This is a genomic window from Streptomyces sp. NPDC005811, from assembly GCF_040630405.1.
Taxonomy (GTDB): Bacteria; Actinomycetota; Actinomycetes; order Streptomycetales; family Streptomycetaceae; genus Streptomyces.
Map to the genome: position 1 here is coordinate 100,161 of NZ_JBEXXK010000016.1, position 20,585 is coordinate 120,745.

16 protein-coding genes are annotated in these 20,585 nt (G+C 71.2%); 11 read left to right on the forward strand and 5 right to left on the reverse strand.

Translation table 11 applies throughout. The features are described 5' to 3' along the window. Nucleotides 1–200: 200 nt before the first annotated feature. From ABZ490_RS19090 to ABZ490_RS19125, 8 genes are all read left to right on the forward strand, one after another. The gene (locus tag ABZ490_RS19090; protein WP_358991187.1) at nt 201–3,896 is read left to right on the forward strand and encodes a nitrate- and nitrite sensing domain-containing protein; all 3,696 of its coding nucleotides are present in this window, start codon (nt 201–203) and stop codon (nt 3,894–3,896) included. Between the two features lie 9 nt (nt 3,897–3,905). Continuing rightward, nucleotides 3,906–4,319: a roadblock/LC7 domain-containing protein gene (locus ABZ490_RS19095; protein ID WP_003973453.1), complete on the forward strand. Its 414-nt coding sequence runs from the start codon at nt 3,906–3,908 to the stop codon at nt 4,317–4,319. A 112-nt stretch (nt 4,320–4,431) separates the two neighbouring features. Further along, nucleotides 4,432–4,830, forward strand: coding sequence for a DUF742 domain-containing protein (locus ABZ490_RS19100; RefSeq protein WP_055633953.1), 399 nt, complete (start codon nt 4,432–4,434; stop codon nt 4,828–4,830). After that, the gene (locus tag ABZ490_RS19105) at nt 4,811–5,386 is read left to right on the forward strand and encodes an ATP/GTP-binding protein (RefSeq protein ID WP_054239771.1); all 576 of its coding nucleotides are present in this window, start codon (nt 4,811–4,813) and stop codon (nt 5,384–5,386) included. Before ABZ490_RS19100 ends, ABZ490_RS19105 begins: the two co-directional genes overlap by 20 nt. Before the next feature lie 375 nt (nt 5,387–5,761). Next, entirely contained in the window at nt 5,762–9,043 is a 3,282-nt protein-coding gene (locus ABZ490_RS19110; protein ID WP_358991191.1) for a nitrate- and nitrite sensing domain-containing protein, read from the forward strand. 10 nt (nt 9,044–9,053) lie between these two features. Then, nucleotides 9,054–9,467 (forward strand): roadblock/LC7 domain-containing protein, encoded by a 414-nt coding sequence (locus ABZ490_RS19115; RefSeq protein ID WP_356035147.1) that lies wholly within the window; start codon nt 9,054–9,056, stop codon nt 9,465–9,467. A gap of 96 nt (nt 9,468–9,563) precedes the next feature. After that, on the forward strand, nt 9,564–10,151 hold the full coding sequence (locus ABZ490_RS19120) for a DUF742 domain-containing protein (protein ID WP_055633954.1): 588 nt from the start codon (nt 9,564–9,566) through the stop codon (nt 10,149–10,151). Beyond that, entirely contained in the window at nt 10,132–10,713 is a 582-nt protein-coding gene (locus tag ABZ490_RS19125; protein WP_055633955.1) for an ATP/GTP-binding protein, read from the forward strand. The genes ABZ490_RS19120 and ABZ490_RS19125 overlap by 20 nt, the downstream gene beginning before the upstream one ends. Before the next feature lie 78 nt (nt 10,714–10,791). Here ABZ490_RS19125 and ABZ490_RS19130 read toward each other — a convergent pair whose 3' ends face one another. From ABZ490_RS19130 to ABZ490_RS19140, 3 genes are all read right to left on the reverse strand, one after another. Further along, a complete protein-coding gene (locus ABZ490_RS19130) occupies nt 10,792–11,298 on the reverse strand; it encodes a hypothetical protein (protein ID WP_358991196.1) in 507 nt (168 codons plus the stop codon). Nucleotides 11,299–11,381: 83 nt separating this feature from the next. Next, nucleotides 11,382–11,576: an acyl-CoA carboxylase subunit epsilon gene (locus ABZ490_RS19135; protein WP_055633957.1), complete on the reverse strand. Its 195-nt coding sequence runs from the start codon at nt 11,574–11,576 to the stop codon at nt 11,382–11,384. Between the two features lie 57 nt (nt 11,577–11,633). Continuing rightward, nucleotides 11,634–13,238, reverse strand: a complete 1,605-nt coding sequence (locus ABZ490_RS19140) for an acyl-CoA carboxylase subunit beta (RefSeq protein ID WP_358991200.1) — start codon at nt 13,236–13,238, stop codon at nt 11,634–11,636. Nucleotides 13,239–13,564: 326 nt separating this feature from the next. On the opposite strand from ABZ490_RS19140, the gene ABZ490_RS19145 reads away from it, so the two are divergent. The 3 genes from ABZ490_RS19145 (at nt 13,565) to ABZ490_RS19155 (ending at nt 15,910) form a co-directional block, all read left to right on the forward strand. Further along, entirely contained in the window at nt 13,565–14,167 is a 603-nt protein-coding gene (locus ABZ490_RS19145; RefSeq protein ID WP_358991203.1) for a YceI family protein, read from the forward strand. Nucleotides 14,168–14,270: 103 nt separating this feature from the next. Beyond that, complete coding sequence (locus ABZ490_RS19150) at nt 14,271–14,909, forward strand: hypothetical protein (RefSeq protein ID WP_358991206.1); 639 nt, start codon at nt 14,271–14,273, stop codon at nt 14,907–14,909. A 218-nt stretch (nt 14,910–15,127) separates the two neighbouring features. Further along, nucleotides 15,128–15,910, forward strand: coding sequence for a serine protease (locus tag ABZ490_RS19155; protein ID WP_358991209.1), 783 nt, complete (start codon nt 15,128–15,130; stop codon nt 15,908–15,910). A 231-nt stretch (nt 15,911–16,141) separates the two neighbouring features. Here ABZ490_RS19155 and ABZ490_RS19160 read toward each other — a convergent pair whose 3' ends face one another. Continuing rightward, a complete protein-coding gene (locus ABZ490_RS19160) occupies nt 16,142–17,497 on the reverse strand; it encodes a hypothetical protein (RefSeq protein WP_358991212.1) in 1,356 nt (451 codons plus the stop codon). Nucleotides 17,498–17,529: 32 nt separating this feature from the next. Then, nucleotides 17,530–20,532, reverse strand: coding sequence for a glycoside hydrolase family 3 N-terminal domain-containing protein (locus ABZ490_RS19165; RefSeq protein WP_358991215.1), 3,003 nt, complete (start codon nt 20,530–20,532; stop codon nt 17,530–17,532). Nucleotides 20,533–20,585: the final 53 nt, after the last annotated feature.

The following is a 20,585-nucleotide window of genomic DNA, read 5'->3' on the forward strand; positions in this document are numbered from 1 at the left end:
CTGTGCTGGAATCTCACGGACCGCCGCTGGATCGAGCCGGCGCACCGGGGCGCGACAGCGCCGTAGTGGCGGTTGGAAGGGGGAGCCAGCGCCGGTCACTCACGACCATTCGAGGGACGTAATTCAGGGCGTCCTTCAATACGCCGACACCGTCCTTCCGTTCATCCGGAAGGGCGCCTGGTCCAGAGGTTGCGACGCTAGTGCAGGGACGTTTCAAGAGGGATGGCAGTGCTTCGGCGGAGCCGGAGCCGCACGGCGGGACTGCCCCCAGCAATGGCAGCTCCTCGCTCCAGCACGCCCAGAACCCGGGCCCGAACCCGTCCGGCGACGGTGGTGAGCGCTCCGGGCGCCCCGGCGCGTCCGCGTCGCCGAGCCCCCTTCAGCCGACTCCGACGATCAAGCCGCCGCATGTCTCCGTGGGGCCCGGCCCCCGCGTGGCCCTGCGCAACTGGCGCATCTCCACGCGTCTCGTGGCGCTGCTGACCCTCCCGGTGGTCGCGGCCACCACCCTGGGCGCGCTGCGTATCAACGAGTCCATGGACGACATCCAGCAGCTCGACAACATGCGGCTGCTGACGGACATGACCAAGCAGGCCACCGAGCTCTCCGTCGCCCTCCAGGAGGAGCGCGACCGCTCGGCCGGCCCCATGTCGCACGGCACCAAGGCGACCGACTTCGGCATCAAGGGCTACCGGACCAAGACGGACCGGGCCGTGACCGCGTTCCAGGACGCCTCCGAGGAGATCAACACCGCCTCCAAGGACGGCAACCTCCAGGGCGTCCGCGACAGCCTCATCGGTCTGCTCTCCGACCTGGCGAACCTCCAGAAGATCCGCTCCACGGCGTACGCGGAGAAGGGCAACTCCTCCCAGACGGTCGACGCCTACCACCAGCTCATCACGAGCCTGCTCGACCTCTCGCAGGACATGGCCCAGGCCACCAGCAACCCGGAGATGATCCAGCGCACGCGTGCGCTGGCCGCCTTCTCCAACGCCAAGGAGTACGCCTCGGTCCAGCGCGCCGTCCTCGCGGCCGCGCTGCCGGCGAACAACACGTCGTACGGCGAGCTCTCCAACAACGAGCGGCAGTACGCCGACGCCGCCTTCGACAACGAGGCCTCCGAACTCGCGAGTTTCCGCAGCATCTACGGCGACGACGGCGCCGAGGAGCTGCTGAAGCCCATCGAGCAGGGCAACCCGGTCATCGAGGAGTCCGACACCTACGCCTCGCGTGCGTTCGCCTCCGCCTCCGGTCTGACCTCGCAGGACCAGCGGTCGTACCAGGACTGGATCGACGACTCGTCGACCAAGATCCGCCAGATGAACAACATCGAGCACACCCTGCTCGAGGACATGGAACAGAAGGCCCGTGAGCTGCGCGCCGAGTCCGAGCGCGACGCCATCATCAACGGTGCCCTGATCCTGCTCGTCCTCGGTGTGTCGCTCGTCGGCGCCTTCGTCGTCGCCCGGTCCATGATCCGCTCGCTGCGCCGCCTCCAGGAGACCGCCACCAAGGTCGCCCAGGACCGCCTGCCCGAGCTGGTCAAGCAGCTCTCCGAGTCCGACCCGCAGGACGTCGACACGTCCGTGGAGTCGGTCGGTGTGCACTCCCGGGACGAGATCGGCCAGGTGGCCGCGGCCTTCGACGACGTGCACCGCGAGGCGGTCCGCCTCGCCGCCGAGCAGGCCCTGCTGCGGGGCAACGTCAACGCGATGTTCACCAACCTCTCGCGCCGCTCCCAGGGCCTCATCCAGCGTCAGCTCTCGCTCATCTCCGAACTGGAGTCCCGCGAGGCCGACCCGGACCAGCTGTCCTCGCTCTTCAAGCTCGACCACCTCGCCACCCGCATGCGCCGTAACGGTGAGAACCTCCTGGTCCTCGCGGGTGAAGAGCCCGGCCGCCGCTGGACCCGCCCGGTCCCGCTGGTCGACGTCCTGCGCGCCGCCGCCTCCGAGGTGGAGCAGTACGAGCGCATCGAACTGGCCTCCGTGCCGTCCACCGAAGTGGCCGGCCGGGTCGTCAACGACCTCGTGCACCTCCTCGCCGAGCTGCTGGAGAACGCCACCTCGTTCTCCTCGCCGCAGACCAAGGTCAAGGTCACCGGTCACGCGCTGCCCGACGGCCGGGTCCTGATCGAGATCCACGACACCGGTATCGGTCTGTCCCCCGAGGACCTGGCCGCGATCAACGAGCGGCTCGCCTCGCCGCCCACCGTGGACGTCTCCGTCTCCCGCCGCATGGGCCTCTTCGTGGTCGGTCGTCTGTCCCAGCGGCACGGCATCCGCATCCAGCTGCGCCCGTCCGACTCCGGTGGTACGACCGCGCTGGTCATGCTGCCCGTGGATGTCGCCCAGGGCGGCAAGAAGCCCCAGCCCAAGCCCGGCCAGGGCGGCTCCGCCGGCGGTCCCGTCGCCGCGCAGGCCGCCGCGGGCGCCGCCGCCGCGCGTCGCCAGAACGGCGGCCCGCAGGGCGGTGCGCTCGGCGCCGGTGCCCCGGGCGGGGGCGGCGCCCTCGGCGCGGGTCCCGGCTCCGCTCCCGGTGGGGGCGGCCGCCTCGCCGCCGGCCAGGGGCCCCGGGCCGCGCTGCCCGGCCGTGACGGCGGTGGCCGTCCCGGCGGCCAGCCCCCGCGCGGACCGCAGTCCCCCGTCCCGCCCCAGCAGGACCGTCCGGCCCCGGCCGGCGCGGGCGCCGGCTTCGGCGGTCAGGCGCCGGGTGCGCCGCAGGGTCTGCAGAACTCCGGTGTGAACGGCCAGAACCAGGACTTCTTCGGTGGCGGGCGCCCCCCGCAGCGCAAGAACAACTCCGAGCCGCGCGGCCGTCAGCCGCAGCTCCCGCCGCGCGGCGGCCCGCGCGCCGAGCTGCCCGGCGGCAACCCGCAGCCGCGCGTGACCAGCTGGGGCGACGAGAACGCCCAGCCGCCGGTGCCGCGCACCCCGCTGGACGCCCCGCGCGGCCACGAGGAGCCGGACGTCGCGCAGACCTCGCGCATGCCGCGCATCGACGACCGCCAGGGCCCGGCCGACTTCGGCCGCGGTGCGGGCGGACTGCAGAGCACGGGCCAGTTCCCCGCCGTCGCTCCCACCGGTCCCCAGGACACGGGCCAGTTCCAGCGCCCGGGCACCGCCGACCGCGACGAGAACGGGTTCACCCGCTCCGACGTCTTCGGCGCCCCGGGCGGGCAGAACACCCCGGCGAACCCGAACCAGTTCGCTCCGCAGGCGTACGACAACGGCTCCACCGGCCAGTTCGCCGCGCCGGGCTACGACGGTTCCGGCACGGGTCAGCACGCGCTGCCCGGCCGCCAGGACATGACGTCCACGGGCCAGTTCGAGCGCCCCCAGATCAACGGCACCAACGGTTACGGTTCGCCGCGGCCGCAGGTTCCGCCGCGCCCCGCCCACCGTCCCGAGCCGGAGGCCCTGCCGCCGGCCCCGGGTCCGGGCGACGGACGCACCCCGCTGTACGACACGCTGGAGACCAACTGGTTCCACGGCGGTCCGCAGGCGGGCGGTCAGGGCCAGGCTCCGGCGCCGCAGGCACCGCAGCAGCAGCCGCAGGCTCCGGCCGCACCCCAGCGGCCCGCGGCCGGCGGTCCCTCCACCTCCTCGTGGCGCACCTCGCCCAACGACGAACTCGTCCGTCAGGCGGAGCGCGTCCGGCAGCCCGCCGCGGGCGGGGTCACCACCTCCGGTCTGCCGCGCCGGGTGCCCCGGGCCAACCTGGTCCCGGGCACCGCACAGCAGCAACAGCACCAAACCGGTCCGCAGGTCTCGCGTGCGCCTGACGACGTACGCGGACGGCTGACCAATCTTCGTCGGGGCATCGCGCAGGGTCGTCAGGCCGGCAACGGTCAGACCGGCAGTTTCCCGAGCCCCACTCACCCGCAGGAGCGTTAGTTGAGTCAGATGAGCCAGGCGGCACAGAATCTGAACTGGTTGATCACCAACTTCGTGGACAACACCCCCGGGGTGTCCCACACCGTCGTCGTGTCCGCCGACGGGCTCCTGCTCGCGATGTCCGAGGGCTTCCCGCGCGACCGTGCCGACCAGCTGGCGGCGGTCGCGTCGGGGCTCACCTCGCTCACGGCCGGTGCCTCCCGGATCTTCGAGGGCGGCAACGTGGCCCAGACGGTGGTCGAGATGGAGCGAGGATTCCTCTTCCTCATGTCCGTCTCGGACGGCTCGTCCCTGGCCGTGCTCGCGCACCCGGAGTGCGACATCGGCCTCGTCGGCTACGAGATGGCGCTGCTGGTCGACCGCGCGGGCGCGGTCCTCACCCCGGACCTGCGCGCCGAGCTCCAGGGCAGTCTGCTCCACTGACCTGCCCCGGCACCACCCACCTCACGAAATCACCGTCCGGCCGACACAATCCCCCCACCGGCCTCGACGGACGGCACGACTGACCGAGAATGCTGTCCCGCCCGGAGGATCCATGACCCCGCCCCCCGCCCATCATGATCCGTACGCGGAGCCGTACGGGGATGAGGGCGACCAGCCGCTGGTGCGTCCTTACGCGATGACCGGTGGCCGGACCCGGCCGCGCTATCAGCTCGCCATCGAGGCGCTGATCAGCACCACGGCCGACCCGGCAGCACTGATGGGGCTGCTCCCGGAGCACCAGCGCATCTGCCACCTGTGCCGCGAGGTGAAGTCGGTCGCCGAGGTCTCGGCGCTGCTGGCCATGCCGCTGGGTGTGGCCCGGATCCTGGTGGCGGACCTCGCCGAGGCCGGACTGGTGGCCATCCACCAGCCGGGCGGCGACGAGAACAACGGTGGCGCTCCGGACGTGACGCTGCTCGAAAGGGTGCTCAGTGGACTTCGCAAGCTCTGACGGGGGCCGGGCCACCACTTCCGCGAAGATCGTGGTGGCGGGTGGCTTCGGCGTGGGCAAGACCACGTTCGTGGGAGCGGTCTCCGAGATCAACCCGCTGCGTACCGAGGCCGTCATGACGTCCGCGTCGGCGGGCATCGACGACCTCACCCACACCGGGGACAAGACCACCACCACGGTGGCCATGGACTTCGGACGCATCACCCTGGACCAGGACCTGATCCTGTACCTGTTCGGCACCCCCGGCCAGGACCGCTTCTGGTTCATGTGGGACGACCTGGTCCGCGGCGCCATCGGCGCCATCGTCCTCGTGGACACCCGCCGCCTCGCCGACTGCTTCCCCGCCGTCGACTACTTCGAGAACAGCGGCCTGCCCTTCGTCGTCGCCCTGAACGGCTTCGACGGGAGCCAGCCCTACCAGCCCGAAGAGGTGCGCGAGGCGCTCCAGATCGGCCCGGACACCCCGATCATCACGACGGACGCCCGGCACCGCTCGGACGCCAAGTCCGCGCTCATCACGCTCGTCGAGCACGCGCTGATGGCCCGCCTGCGGTAACTTTCAAGTTCCCATTACCTCTACGGCACTTGTCGTAGATACTTCGGAGCCGGCTGTGGCCTTTGACACGGCCGGCTCCGGTGTTCATAACGTTTCGGCAGAGGAATCGGGTGGTATCGACACGCGTCGCGGTCACTTGGTCTCGCTGTGCGCACGAAGGCCCCGTCTTTTGACGGGGCTCGCTCTTTTTGACCGTTTTACGTGGGGCTTACATCACTTCGAACCGGCACTTCTCCATGTTTGGAATCGCGCAGGGCGTCGTGCTGGAATGCCTGAACTGCCCAATAGTCAATGACGTACTGATGGTCGATGGCTGACCGGGCTCTGAGACACTGCGGCACGGAAGGTGCCGACCGCCGAGAGGTTGTTGGTCGAGTGAGGCGAAGCAAGAAAAGTCCCGAGCCTGCGGCCCGGGGCAACTTCACGCCGCCGCCGCGCGGAGTGGCGCCCGCCCCTGTGCCCGGCTCGGAGCCGACGGCCGCGCCCCCGAAGAGCGGTGGTCGGCTGTCCCCGCGCAACTGGCGGGTGCCGACGAGGCTGAACGCGATCCTGCTCATACCCGTGCTGGTCGGCCTGGTCATGGGCGGCTTCCAGGTGAAGGGCTCGATCGACACCTGGCAGGAGGCGCGCGACGCCGAGAAGACCGCGAAGATCGTGGCCGCCGCCGGCGAGTACGCCGAGGCGCTGCTGAACGAGCGCGACATCTCCGCCGAGCCGCTGCTGGAGAACAAGAAGGACTCCGAGGTCGTCAAGCAGGCCCGGGCGCTCACGGACACGAAGGCGGCCGCCTTCCACCAGGAGACCGTCGGGATGCCCGACAAGGAGGGCCTCAAGCGCCGGCTGAACCTGGTGGAGGAGGCCGAGCCGACGCTGACGAAGATCCGCGCGGCCGCCTACACCAAGAAGATGGACCCGGTCCAGACCGAAGAGGGCTACGTCGCGGTCGAGCACCTGCTGATGGAGTTCTCCAACGAACTCGGTCTCGGCACCGGCAACATCACCGCCTACGGCCGTACGGTCTACGCGATCGCCCTCGCCAAGGGCGCCGAGTCCCTCCAGCGCGCGATCGGCATGCACCTGCTGGTGCGGCCGAGCCCGGACGAGGCGACGTACAAGTCGCAGCTCATCTCCTTCACCTCCTACGCCTACCTGGAGCAGGTCGCCGTCCAGGAGTACGGCTCCGGTGGCACCGTGCAGGACGCCGCGCGCCTCAACGAGGTCTTCAAGGAGAAGCAGGCCGAGGGCGAGAAGGCCGCCGCCGACGCCAAGGCCAAGGCGGAGGCCGCGGGCCAGGAGTACGCCGCGCCGCCGGCGATGGCCGACATGATCAAGCTGATCGGCAGCGGTCAGACCCCGGCCCAGCTCGCCGCCCAGGGCGTCACCGCCAAGTCCTGGATGGCCGCCGCGACCCTGAAGTTCCAGGGCTACAGCCAGGTCGAGACCGAGCTCATCAACCGCGCGGTGGACGACGCCGGCTCGATCGCCTCGGACGCCCAGCGCGACGCGATCATCAACGCCTCGATCGTCATCATCGCCCTGCTGGCCGCGTTCATCATCGCCTCGCTCATGGCCCGCCAGATGAGCACCTCGATGCGCCAGCTGCGCAACGCCGCCTTCGGCATCGCCGAGCAGCGGCTGCCGATGCTGGTCGACCAGCTCTCGCGCACCGACCCCGGCCGGGTCGACACCCGCGTCCAGCCCATCCCGATCAACACCCGCGACGAGATCGGCGAAGTCGCCCGCGCCTTCGACCAGGTCCACCGCGAGGCCGTCCGGCTCGCCGCCGAGCAGGCCCTGCTGCGGGGCAACATCAACGCGATCTTCACCAACCTCTCGCGCCGCAACCAGTCGCTGATCGAGGGCCAGCTGACCCTGATCACCGACCTGGAGAACAACGAGGCCGACCCGGACCAGCTGGAGAACCTCTTCCGCCTGGACCACCTCGCGACCCGTATGCGCCGCAACGGCGAGAACCTCCTGGTCCTCGCCGGCGAGGAGCCCGGCCGCCGCTGGGACCAGCCGGTCCCGCTGGTCGACGTGCTGCGCGCCGCCTCCTCCGAGGTGGAGCAGTACGAGCGCATCGAGCTCTCCGGCGTCCCGGAGGCCGAGATCCACGGCCGCGCCGTGACCGACCTCGTGCACCTGCTCGCCGAGCTCCTTGAGAACGCCACCACGTTCTCCTCGCCGCAGACCAAGGTCCGCGTCACCGCGACCCGTCTCCCCGACGGCCGCGTGATGATCGAGATCCACGACAAGGGCATCGGCCTCACCGCCGAGGACTTCGCGGACATCAACCACAAGCTGGCGAACCCGCCGACCGTCGACGCCGCGATCTCGCAGCGCATGGGTCTCTTCGTGGTCGGGCGCCTCTCCGACCGGCACGGCATCCGGGTCCAGCTGCGCCCCTCGGGCGAGCAGGCCGGCACCACCTCGCTGGTCATGCTCCCGGACGCCATCACCCACGGTGGCGGCGGCGAGCAGCCCGAGCGCGACGAGTTCACCGTCTCGCAGATCATCCCGGAGCAGCACCAGCAGCCGCAGCTGCCGGGCGAGGACTTCAACACCGGCCTGCCGATGCGCACGGCCGCCGAGCTCGGCTTCGACGACAGCCGCTACGACGTCCCCGACGACCTGCGCGACCTGGACCCGGTGGGCCGCTCGCTGATGCGCGAGGAGCGCAAGGCGGCCCTGGAGTCCCAGGCCGGTCACCCGCAGCAGACCCAGGAGATCCCCGCCTTCGCGGAGGGCTTCGACGGCACCCCGCAGCAGCAGCCCGCGTACGACAACGGCTTCGACGCGGCCCCGACGGGCTTCGACAGCAGCCAGACGGCGTTCGTGGACCAGCAGGGGGCGTACGAGGCCGCGAACGGCCAGAGCGGCCGTACGGCGTACGAGGAGCGGCAGCAGGCGCCGTACGAGGAGCAGCAGCGGCCTGCGTACGACGAGCAGTACTTCGCGCCGGGCGACGGGATGCCGCAGGGCGAGTCCTTCTCGGCCCCGAACGGGACGCCGCAGAGCAACGGCTTCTCGCCCAACGGCGGTTACCCGGACCCCGCGTATGCGGAACCGGCCCAGCCGGCGTACGAGGAGAACTCCTACCAGGACGACTGGCCGCAGCAGTCCGGTTACCAGAACGGCTACCCGGACCAGTACGCTCCGGAAGCGGAATCCACGCAGGCCGCTGACGCGGGTGAGCAGGACCGCGTAGGCTTCGACCGTCCGGGACCGGCCCCCTCCGCCGTCCACGAGCTGACCGACGCCGGGCTTCCCCGCCGCGGATCCACCGCGGCGAACGGTTCGAACGGCGCCGCACGGCCCGTGACCGCGGAAGCGCCGGCCCCCACTTCGGAGAGCAACGGCGACAGCTCCTGGCGTTCGGCGAACGACGCACGCTGGCAGCAGGCCTCGCAGCTCCGGAAGCCCAAGGCAGGCGGGGTCACCTCGTCCGGTCTGCCGCGGCGGGTACCCAAGGCCAATCTGGTCGAGGGCACCGCCGAGAGCACCCCTCAGGGAGGCCCACAGGTCTCCCGCGCCCCGGAGGACGTCCGAGGCAGGTTGAGCAACCTGCGTCGGGGTGTCCAGCGCGGACGCAACGCAGGCAGTGAAACGAACGGCCAGGGCTTCGGTCCTGACAGCACCTACAACCAGGAGCGTTAGTGTGAGCCCGATGAGCCAGGCGGCACAGAACCTGAACTGGGTGATCACCAACTTCGTGGACAACACCCCGGGGGTGTCCCACACGGTGGTGGTCTCCGCCGACGGACTCCTTCTGGCGATGTCCGAAGGCTTCCCCCGCGACCGTGCCGACCAGCTCGCGGCCGTCGCCTCCGGTCTGACGTCCCTGACCGCGGGCGCCTCCCGGATCTTCGAGGGAGGCAGCGTGAACCAGACGGTTGTGGAGATGGAGCGGGGATTCCTGTTCCTCATGTCCATTTCCGACGGTTCCTCGCTCGCGGTGCTCGCGCACCCGGAGGCGGACATCGGCCTCATTGGGTACGAGATGGCCCTTCTGGTGGACCGTGCCGGCACGGTTCTGACGCCCGACCTTCGTGCGGAGCTCCAAGGGAGCCTGCTCAACTGACAGTAGGACGGTGCGTTTTGGCGTCCCGAGGCCGTAGGGTTTCGGGACGCGGCTCCATAGTGATGGGTGCCCGGCACAGTCGGAGGAGGAGAGAAAGTGGCAACACCCCCAGGCGGTTCGAATACGGGTAATTGGTCGTACGGTCCTCCCCAGGGCCCGGGCGACGGTTCCCACAACCCGAACCGTTACAACTTCCCCTCCGCACCGAGCCAGCAGCGGCCGTACGCACCCCAGAGCCCGCAGGGCCCCGGGCCGTCGCCGTACGACCAGCCGCAGGCCCCGCGCATCCAGCCCGTGCAGCCGCAGCGCCGCACCCCCGAGCCGGCGCCCGCCGGGGCGTCGAACAACCCCCTGGTGCGCCCGTACGCCATGACCGGCGGCCGGACGCGCCCGCGCTACCAGCTCGCCATCGAGGCGCTGGTGCACACCACTGCGCAGCCGCACCAGATGCAGGGCCAGTTGCCCGAGCATCAGCGGATCTGCAATCTGTGCCGTGAGATCAAGTCGGTGGCCGAGATCTCGGCCCTCCTGACCATCCCTCTCGGCGTGGCCAGGATCCTCGTCGCCGACTTGGCGGAGGCGGGACTGGTCGCCATCCATCAGCCCGGCGGCGACGAGAGCGCCGGCGGCCAGCCAGACGTGACACTGCTCGAAAGGGTGCTCAGTGGACTTCGCAAGCTCTAGCGGCGGTCCTTCCCGCTCCACCACCTCGGCGAAGATCGTGGTGGCGGGTGGCTTCGGCGTGGGCAAGACCACGTTCGTCGGGGCCGTCTCGGAGATCAACCCGCTGCGTACCGAGGCCGTCATGACGTCCGCGTCGGCGGGCATCGACGACCTCACCCACACCGGGGACAAGACCACCACCACGGTGGCCATGGACTTCGGACGCATCACCCTGGACCAGGACCTGATCCTGTACCTGTTCGGCACCCCCGGCCAGGACCGCTTCTGGTTCATGTGGGACGACCTGGTCCGCGGCGCCATCGGCGCCATCGTCCTCGTGGACACCCGCCGCCTCGCCGACTGCTTCCCCGCCGTCGACTACTTCGAGAACAGCGGCCTGCCCTTCGTGATCGCCCTCAACGGCTTCGACGGCAACCAGCCGTACAACCCCGAAGAGGTGCGCGAGGCGCTCCAGATCGGCCCGGACGCCCCGATCATCACGACGGACGCCCGGCACCGCTCGGACGCCAAGTCCGCGCTCATCACGCTCGTCGAGCACGCGCTGATGGCCCGCCTGCGGTAGATCTCCGACACGTCACGGCCCCTGTGCCCCTCCCCGGGGGAGCACAGGGGCCGTTCGCGTGCCCTCCGCGGGCCCGTCTCAGCCTGCGGCTCCCAGGAGCATTCTCCGGATGGAGCCCATCCCGTACTTGTCCTCGGCGCTGGAGAGTTCGGCGACCTCCAGCAGCAGCGGCCGGATGTCGACCCCGGCCTCCCGGGCCTCGGCGCTCAGGTCGTGCAGCGTGAGCAGCTCGTCCCGGGTGTCGCCGTCGTGGTTCCGGGCGGACAGATGCAGCAGCTGCTGCCGGAATCCGTCGGGTGTGCGCCCGTACGGCAGATGCGTGGCCCAGCGGAACGAGGAGCAGCGGTCGAGCAGGGCGCGTACGGCGGCGCGGTCCTCATCGTCGCCGTGCTCGTAACGGGCGAGCAGTGCGCGCAGTGCGGCCTCGGCCTCCCCGCGGACGCCCGCCTCGTCCAGGGGCCGTGGCCGCTCGCGCGTCCGGATGTGCCAGTCGGGGGCGGTGGTGTCCACCGGTCGCTCGGCGATCGGCCTCAGCCGGGCGTCGATCCGCACCACCCGGTCCACGAGATCCGTCGGCAGGGCCATGGCCACTCCCTGGAAGCAGGTACGGAGAAGAGCCCCTCCCGGTGACCGGAGAGGGGCTCTTCCTGCTTACTGTGCCTTGGGGCTCAGCGCCAGCTGTGCGGGGCGCGGAAGCCGTTCTCGCGCTCCAGGCGGCGCCAGCCGGCCTTGCGGTGGGGGCGGTGGGCCTGGGTGGGCTCGGAGGTGCGGGCGGCGGCGCGGGCCAGCAGGATCGCCGTGATCGCGGCGACCTCCTCGGGCTCGGCATGGCCCTTCTCGACGCGAATGTCGGGAGTGTTCATGGGTGTCAGTCTCCGTGAGAGAGGTTTCCGCAGGGGTATCGGGGAGAGTCCGCCGGGTTACTGCGGAGGGTTGCCGTGCTTGCGGGACGGCAGGTCGGCGTGCTTGGACTGGAGCATCGCGAGCGACCTGATGAGGATCTCGCGGGTCTCGGCGGGGTCGATGACGTCGTCGACCAGGCCGCGCTCGGCCGCGTAGTAGGGGTGCATCAGCTCGGACTTGTACTCCTTGACCATGCGGGCCCGCATGGCCTCGGGGTCCTCGGCCCCGGCGATCTGACGCCGGAAGATGACGTTGGCGGCGCCCTCGGCGCCCATCACGGCGATCTCGTTGGTCGGCCAGGCGTAGGTGAGGTCGGCACCGATGGACTGGCTGTCCATGACGATGTACGCCCCGCCGTAGGCCTTGCGCAGGATGAGCGAGATCCGGGGCACGGTCGCGTTGCAGTAGGCGTACAGCAGCTTCGCGCCGTGGCGGATGATTCCACCGTGCTCCTGGTCGACGCCCGGGAGGAAGCCGGGGACGTCCAGAAGGGTGAGGATCGGGATGTTGAACGCGTCGCACATCTGAACGAAACGGGCGGCCTTCTCCGAGGCCTCGATGTCCAGCACGCCGGCCAGGGACTGGGGCTGGTTGGCGACGATGCCGACGACCTGGCCGTCGAGGCGGGCCAGGGCGCAGATGATGTTGCGGGCCCAGCGCTCGTGGACCTCGAGGTACTCGCCGTCGTCGACGATCTCCTCGATGACCTTGGTCATGTCGTAGGGCCGGTTGCCGTCGGCCGGGACCAGGTCGAGCAGGACGTCACCGCGCCGGTCCGCCGGGTCGCCGGTGGCGACGCGCGGGGGGTTCTCGCGGTTGTTCTGCGGCAGCAGCGACAGGAGGTAGCGGACCTCCGCGATGCAGGTCTCCTCGTCGTCGTAGGCGAAGTGGCACACACCGGAGGTCTCGGCGTGCACGTCCGCGCCGCCGAGGCCGTTCTGGGTGATCTCCTCGCCGGTGACCGCCTTGACGACGTCCGGGCCGGTGATGAACATCTGCGAGGTCTCGCGGACCATGAACACGAAGTCGGTCAGGGCGGGGCTGTAGGCCGCGCCGCCCGCGCAGGGACCGAGCATCACCGAGATCTGCGGGATGACGCCCGAGGCCTTGGTGTTGCGCTGGAAGATGCCGCCGTAGCCGGCGAGCGCGGAGACGCCCTCCTGGATCCGGGCGCCGGCGCCGTCGTTGAGCGACACCAGCGGGGCCCCGGCCGCGATGGCCATGTCCATGATCTTGTGGATCTTCATGGCGTGGGCCTCGCCCAGGGCGCCGCCGAAGATACGGAAGTCATGGGCGTAGACGAAGACCGTGCGGCCCTCCACCGTGCCCCAGCCGGTGATGACACCGTCCGTGTAGGGCTTCTTCGTCTCCAGACCGAAACCGCTCGCGCGGTGCCGGCGCAGCTGCTCGACCTCCTGGAAGGAACCCGGGTCCACCAGCAGCTCGATCCGCTCCCGCGCGGTCAGCTTGCCCTTGGCGTGCTGCGCCTGGGTCGCCTTCTCGCTCGGGCCGGCCAGCGCCTGCGCACGGATCCCGTGCAGCTCGGCCACCCGCCCGCGAGCGTCCGTGGGCTCCGAGGGCACCGCGTCCGGTTCGCCCGTCGTCTCTTCCAAAACGGTCATGTAGCGACCTTACGAAGCCCGCCAAGGAAAGCGAGACGTCGACTCCGTACAGTCCTCGGAGCGTTTTCCTGGTAGCACCGAACAGAACCATGGGGGCATGCAGGCGTTCTGACTGCTCAGGAGGCTTGTGGCTTGTAGAGGTCACACAAAGGCGGAGGATGAGACACCGTTCACATCCGGGCGTGCGGCGCGCCGTGGGGCATCCGCCGTCGGAGTGACGCGGCGAGCCTAACGGGGTGCGCGGCGGAATAGGTCTAGGGTTGCCCGCGTTAGCCTCGTTGAAGATTAAACAGAATCGATCTTCCCGTCCCCACAGGAGGCACGTCATGGGCATCTTCGGCCGCAAGGACACCGGCGAGACCACCGCCGACGCCACGGTGACGCCGGACCTCGCCGCGCTCACCGGCGACTACGCGATCGACCCGGCACACTCCACGATCGGCTTCGTCGCCCGGCACGCGATGGTCACGAACGTCAAGGGCAAGTTCAACGACTTCACCGGGGCCCTGCACCTGGACGGCAGCGACCCGTCCCGGTCCACCGCGTCCATCGACGTGAAGATGGAGAGCATCGACACCGGGTCCGCCGACCGTGACGGCCACCTGAAGAGCGCGGACTTCTTCAAGACCGACGAGTTCCCGGCCATGACCTTCCGCTCCACCTCCGCCGAGACGCTGGGCGGCGACGACTACCGGATCACCGGCGACCTGAGCATCCTCGGCGTGACCAAGGCGATCACCATCGACCTGGAGTTCAACGGCGCCGCCAAGGACCCGTTCGGCAACGAGCGCGTCGGCTTCGAGGGCAAGGCGGAGATCCTGCGCTCCGAGTGGGGCCTGACCTGGAACGCGGCGCTGGAGACCGGCGGCGTCCTGGTGTCGGACAAGATAAAGCTGAACTTCGACATCTCGGCGATCAAGAACGCGTGACCCGAGGGCCCGGGTAGGGCAGAAAACTTCAGAAAGCAGCAGATGGCGGCCGGAAGCGGAATGCTCCCGGCCGCCTTCTGTGAGCTGTGCCACTGTCGCGGTCATGAGCACCAGGACCGGACCCCAGCACTACCCGGGCGCGAACCGCGACCACTGGTACCAGAGCGAGTTCGGCGGTGACCGGATGGAGGTCAACGCCGTCGTTCTGCACACCACCGAGGGCCGTTCGCTGCCCGACTACCAGGGCGGGGCGAACGCGCCGAACCTCACCGCCGTGCCGGACTTCGGCGCCAAGCGGCTGCGGTGGTACCAGCACTTCGACATCGACATCTCCTCGCGCGCGCTGGTCAATCTGCGCGGCGGGGTGGAGACGAACACCCTGAACGTCTGCCAGGTGGAACTCGTCGGCACCTGCGACCCCGAGCGCCACACCAAGTGGGGGACGGGCGAACCGGGGCACGTCTACTGGCCCCAGGCCCCCGAGTGGGCGCTGCGCGGCGTGGCCCGGTACCTGGCGTGGATGCACATCCACCACGACGTGCCGCTGCGCGGCCCGTCCCTGTGGCCGCCGTACCCGAGGTCCTCCGGGAACGGCGGCGGCCAGCGGATGGGCTTCCAGCGCTGGAACGCGTTCCGGGGAGTGTGCGGACACATGCACGTCCCGGAGAACACCCACGGCGACCCGGGAGCGATCGACTTCGAACAACTCCTGGACTACGCCAAGTCGGCGGCCCAGGACTGACCCGACCCCCGCAGGCCCACCGGCGGCCGGGCGCCGCTCGCGCCCGGCCCGCACTCCCCCGCGGGACGGTGGCCGAATCGGGACCCTTGTGCGGGGGCACAGGGGATTCACATAATCCTGGGGATGGATTTGACCTGACCATGCCACTGCATGGGCGTTTCTTTGCCGTGATCGTGACATGAGCACGTCATCAATCGACCCCCCACGGAGGCAGCACCATGAAGAAGCTCCTCACCGCCCTCAAGAGACTCGCGGCCGTCGGCGCCACCGCGCTCGCCGTCGCGAGCCTCCAGCCCGTGTCGGCCGCCCAGGCCGCCCCCTCCCCCGTCGTCGGCGGAACCCGTGCCGCGCAGGGCGAGTTCCCGTTCATGGTCCGGCTCTCGATGGGCTGCGGCGGTGCGCTCTACACCCAGCAGATCGTGCTGACCGCCGCCCACTGCGTCAACGGCACCGGCGCCAACACGAGCATCACCGCCACCGCCGGCGTCGTGGACCTCCAGTCGACGACCGGCCGGGTCCAGGTGCGCTCGACGTACGTCTACCGGGCCCCCGGCTACAACGGCAACGGCAAGGACTGGGCGCTGATCAAGCTCGCGCAGCCCATCGACCTGCCGACGCTGAAGATCGCCACGACCACGCAGTACAACACCGGCACCTTCACCGTCGCCGGCTGGGGTGCCGCGACCCAGGGCGGCGCCCAGCAGCGGTACCTGCTCAAGGCCACCGTGCCGTTCGTCAGCGACGCGACCTGCCGGACGTACAGCGGCTACAGCGGGCTGGTCGCCGGCGACGAGATCTGCGCCGGCTACGCCTCCGGCGGCGTCGACACCTGTCAGGGCGACTCCGGCGGCCCGATGTTCCGCCGCGACTCCGCGAACGCGTGGGTCCAGGTCGGCATCGTGAGCTGGGGCATCGGCTGCGCCCAGCCCAACGCGCCCGGTGTCTACTCCGAGGTGTCCACCTTCGCCTCGGCGATCGCCTCGGCGGCGGCTTCGCTGTAGGGGGGTCGCGCGGTCGCGCTCTCGCGCGGGGGCCGGATCCGATGCGATGCCGGTGGGCGTCGGGTCCGGTCTCGGGCGGGTCCGGTCTCGGGCGGGTCCGGTCTCGGGCGGGTCCGGTCTCGGGCGGGTGCGGGTGCGTCGTGGCCGGTCGCGCAGTTCCCCGCGCCCCTTTGGGGGCTGCCTTCGGCGCCCCCTGCCCCGCGCCCTGAGGGACCGCCTTCGGGATGTCCCTCAGAAGCCGCCGCCGAAGTCGCCGCCTCCCCCGAAGTCCCCGCCCCCGCCGAAGTCCCCGCCCCCGAAGCCGCCGCCGAAGTCGCCCGGGTCGAAGCCGGCGCCGGAGACGTCGCCGCCGTCGTAACCGCCGCCGAAGTCGCCGTACCCCGAGCCGAAGTCGCTCGCGTAGGACGGGGTGGCCATCAGGCTCCCGAGCATGGTGCCGACGAGCAGGCCGGGCAGCAGGCCGCCGCCGAAGTAGCCGCCGGCCCAGGGGCCGTAGGCGGGGCCCGCCTCCCAGTAGGGGCGGCGGCCGTAGTCGCTGTCCACCTCGCGGATCACCGGATCGCGGCCGTCGGCCAGCCGGGTGGCGTCCGCCGCGCAGACCGGGACCTCGCGCGCCGCGCCACCGGGCGGGGTCCAGTCGGCGTCCTTCACGGAGGGCCCGTGACGGGGGTCGAAGAAGCAGGGCGGGCGGCGCTCCGGCAGGGGCCGGCGCTCCCGCCGGGCCGCGAGCTGGGCGAGGGAGAAGCGGCCGTCCTCCAGGGCCTGGGTGACCGGCCGCACGTCCTCCGGCCTGTGCGCCGCGGCCATCGCCGACTTCGCCCGGTCGTAGGCGTCCAGCGCGCGTTCGTAGTCGGCGCGCATCGCGTCGTCGGCGCCGGGCTCGGCCGGGTGGAAGTCCAGGCGGTCCAGTTCCTCGCCGAAGGCGGTGATGTCCTCGTCGACCACCACCCGCAGCCTCTCCAGCGCCGCCCGCCGCTCCTCCTCGTGCCGGCGGCGGTTGCGCCGGACCAGGGTGTAGGCGCCCGCGCCGCCCGCGGCCAGGACCACCCCGGCGGTGACCAGACCGGCCGTGGAGATCCCGCCCCCGCCGCCGGAGGAGCCCCAGCTCGCGGGCGCCGAGCCGCGCAGGGCCGGCAGGGCCCGGTCGGTGAAGTCGCCGAGCTGGGTGGCCGCGTCGGGTTCGCCCTGGACGCTGCTCACCAGGTTCCCCACGGCCGTGCGGGACAGGACGGCCGAGTCGGCGCGGGCGTCGAAGCGGTCGCCGAGGCGGATCGCGTACAGGCCGGTGACGCCGGTGGCCGCGCGCAGGTCGGTGAAGAGCCGGGCGGTCGGGTAGCCGGCCGGGAGGACGGCGACGAACAGGGGTTTGTCCGCCTCCTCGATCTGCCGCCGCAGGGCGGCCGCGTCCGACGTGGAGAGCTGGGCGGACGCGGCCGGGTCGACGTAGACGGGGTTCTCGCGCAGGGCGTCGGCGATCCGCGACACGCTGGTCTCCGCCGCCGCCCGCGGTGCGAGCAGGGTCAGGAGCGCCAGGGCCAGGGCCGCCAGCAGCACCGGGAGGCTTCGGGGCCGTACGACACCCTTCATATCTCGAAACTACCCGAAGCCTCCCAAACAGGTCACCCGGCGCGATAGGCCTCGATCAGCTTGCGCACCGCCTGCGCGTACCGCCCGGTCAGCAACAGATGGTCGGCCTCGGCGAAGGGCTTCGCGGAGGCGGCCGTGATCCGGTCGGCGATGCGCGCCTGGACGATCCGGCGGGCCCGGTCGACGGCGTCGCGGCCCGCCTGCGCGGTGTGCGCCCGCCCCGCCGTGTCCGCCAGCCGTTCCAGGGTGGCCGGTCCGCCCCCGGGGGTCTTCGCCAGGGTCGTCAGACCCCAGCCGTACGGGTACTGCGGGTCGTACACCGGGTCGCCGACGTTGATCGGGAGCTGGGCCTCGGAGCGGGGCCAGGTCACCGGGAGCCGGCCGGTGAAGGGACGGCGGCCGTAGAGCACGTCGGCCACGCCGTCGCCCTCGGTGCCCGGCAGCCAGGAGGCGACCAGGGCGTCGATCGAACCGAGCCGGTCGCCGATCAGCTGCGGGCGGCCGGAGACGATCAGCACCACGCACTTCATGGCCGCGCACACCCGGTCCACGGCCGCCCGGTCGGCGGGGCTCAGCTCCAGGTCGTTGCCGTTGCCGACATCGCCGACGCCCTCGGCGTAGGGGGTCTCGCCGACGACGACCACACCGACGTCGTAGCCGCTCAGGGGCGCGGAGGCGTCCTGGGAGTACGTCACCGGCGCACCCGTCCGACGCATCCCCTCCAGGATCGTCGTGCCGGGGGTGGTGTTGCCGGACGCACCCTGCCAGGTGACCGTCCAGCCGCCCGTCTGGTTGCCGATGTCGTCGGCGTTCGATCCGGCGACGTACACCTTCTGGGTCTTCTTCAGCGGCAGCAGGCCGCCCGAGTTCTTCAGCAGCACCTGCGACTCGGCGGCGGCCTGCCGGGCCACGGCCCGGTGGGTGGCGGAGCCGATGTCGGCGGCGCCACTGGTGTCGGCGTACGGGTGTTCGAAGAGGCCGAGGCGGAACTTCTGGGCGAGGATGCGGGAGACGGCGTCGTCGATCCGCCGCTCGCCGATCCGGCCCGCCGTCACCTCGTCGGTCAGCGTCCGGGTGAAGTCCTGGTAGGCGTACGGGACCATGATCATGTCCAGGCCGGCGTCGACCGACGTACGGACGTCCGAGGCATGGTCGCCGGGGAGCTGGTCGATGGCCGCCCAGTCACTGATGACGAACCCGTCGAAGCCCATCCGGCCCTTCAGCACACCGTTGATCATGTCGGCGCGGGCGTGCATCTTCACCGGGCCCTGTCCGTCCCCCGCGATGTCGAGGGAGGAGTAGGAGGGCATGACCGTGCCGACGCCCCGGTCGACCGCAGCCTGGTACGGCGCGAGATGGACGGCCTCCAGCTGCTCCCGGGTGACCCGGGTGACGCCCTGGTCGATCGTGTAGCTGCCGGTGGTGGAGGAGCCGTAGCTGGTGCCGCCGTCGCCGACGAAGTGCTTGGCGGTGGCGAGGACCTTGTCGTCGTCCTTCAAGTCCCGTCCGTCCGGGGCGCCTTGGAGGCCCTGGATCACCGTCTCCATCGACTCCACCAGCGCGGGGTCCTCGCCGAAGGACTCGTAGGAGCGCCCCCAGCGTTCGTCGCGGGTGACGCACAGACAGGGGGCGAAGTCCCAGGGGACACCGGTGGCGCGGACCTCGGCGGCGGTCACCTCGCCCGTGCGGTACGCCAGTCGGGGATCGCGGGTGGCCCCGATGCCGATGTTGTGCGGCATGACCGTGGCGCCGACCAGGTTGTTGTGGCCGTGGACGGCGTCGACGCCGTAGATCAGCGGGATCTGGAACCGCGTGGCCCGCGTCCGGAGCTGGAAGGCGTCGATCATCTTCGCCCAGGCCTCGGGGGTGTTGGGCGTGGGCGTCGAGCCGCCGCCGGACAGCAGCGAGCCGAGGCCGTACGCGGCGATGTCGCCCGGCGCGGTCAGCGCGCCCCGCTCGGCCTGGGTCATCTGGCCGGCCTTCTCCGCGAGGGACATCCGGGAGAGCAGGTCGGCGACGCGCTTCCGCACCGGCAACTTGTCGTTCAGATACGGCAGTCCGTGCGCGTCGATCACGATCTGCGGGGTTTCGGCGGGAGCCTTGGCGCCGGTGACCGTGAGCGTCAGCGGGACGGTCTCGGCGGCTTCGGCGGTCCGGTCCCGCAGGGTCGGGATCCGCACCGTGCGGGAGGTCCCGGAGGGGGTGCCCGCGGGGAAGGTGAGGGTGCCGGCGACCGGGGTGTAGTCCCGCCCGGGCTCGGCGGTGCCGCCGGCCGTCCCGTAGGTCACCGTCACCGGCTCGTCGACCGGGGCGGAACCGGTGGTGGCCAGGGTGACCCGGACCGTGGCCGCGCCGCCCTCCCGTACCGGGTACACGGCCGCGTCGGTGGTGACGGAGGCCCGCAGGGACTGGTCGGCGCGGCCGTAGAGCTCGACGCCGTCCAGGGCGAAGTCGCCGCCGGAACCCACGGGCAGGGTGACCGCGTACCCCCACATCCGTGTCAGTCCGAGCACGTGGTCGATGCCGCCGACCGGCTGGTAGTCGGTGCGGTACCGGAAGTCGGCGAAGGGGATCTCGACGCGCCGCCAGCCGGTGAAGTCGTCGGTGAAGGACGTCGTCCACAGTTCGGAGGCCTCGCCGTGGGCGCCGCCGTCCTTGATCTCGAAGGCGATCCTGCGGCCGTCGCCGTGCCCCTCCCACCAGAACCGGATGCCCTGGTGGGCCGACCAGTCGTGGGCGGGTCCGGTGGCGGCGTAGTCGTGGGTGAAGCCGCCCCAGCCGCTGATGTCGTACGTGCCGGCCAGGACCCGCCCGCCCTCGGGGGCGTCGGCGCGGTCGGCCAGCCGGAGCGCGGGCGGGTCGTCGGCGTCGCTGCCCCAGGTGAAGATGCCCTCGGCGGGCTGGGACGCGAAGGGCACCTCGCCCTCGAAGCGGTCTACGGGGGTCGGGGCGGGGTCGGCGGCGGCGCGGACGGCGGTCGGGGACAGCAGCGCGGCGAACAGCGCGGTGGAGACGAGCAGGGCGGTTCTCGGCATGGACCTTCCCTCGGCTCTCGGGTTCCCTCAGGACTCCCACAGTTCACTCATTG

Bases quoted from the DNA above. Each gene is read 5' to 3' on its own strand.
- ABZ490_RS19095 (WP_003973453.1), top strand. From the start codon at position 3,906: ATGAGCCAGGCGGCACAGAATCTGAACTGGTTGATCACCAACTTCGTG.
- ABZ490_RS19115 (WP_356035147.1), top strand. From the start codon at position 9,054: ATGAGCCAGGCGGCACAGAACCTGAACTGGGTGATCACCAACTTCGTG.
- ABZ490_RS19135 (WP_055633957.1), bottom strand. From the start codon at position 11,576: ATGAACACTCCCGACATTCGCGTCGAGAAGGGCCATGCCGAGCCCGAG.
- ABZ490_RS19155 (WP_358991209.1), top strand. From the start codon at position 15,128: ATGAAGAAGCTCCTCACCGCCCTCAAGAGACTCGCGGCCGTCGGCGCC.
- ABZ490_RS19130 (WP_358991196.1), bottom strand. From the start codon at position 11,298: ATGGCCCTGCCGACGGATCTCGTGGACCGGGTGGTGCGGATCGACGCC.
- ABZ490_RS19160 (WP_358991212.1), bottom strand. From the start codon at position 17,497: ATGAAGGGTGTCGTACGGCCCCGAAGCCTCCCGGTGCTGCTGGCGGCC.
- ABZ490_RS19165 (WP_358991215.1), bottom strand. From the start codon at position 20,532: ATGCCGAGAACCGCCCTGCTCGTCTCCACCGCGCTGTTCGCCGCGCTG.
- ABZ490_RS19140 (WP_358991200.1), bottom strand. From the start codon at position 13,238: ATGACCGTTTTGGAAGAGACGACGGGCGAACCGGACGCGGTGCCCTCG.
- ABZ490_RS19145 (WP_358991203.1), top strand. From the start codon at position 13,565: ATGGGCATCTTCGGCCGCAAGGACACCGGCGAGACCACCGCCGACGCC.
- ABZ490_RS19150 (WP_358991206.1), top strand. From the start codon at position 14,271: ATGAGCACCAGGACCGGACCCCAGCACTACCCGGGCGCGAACCGCGAC.
- ABZ490_RS19100 (WP_055633953.1), top strand. From the start codon at position 4,432: ATGACCCCGCCCCCCGCCCATCATGATCCGTACGCGGAGCCGTACGGG.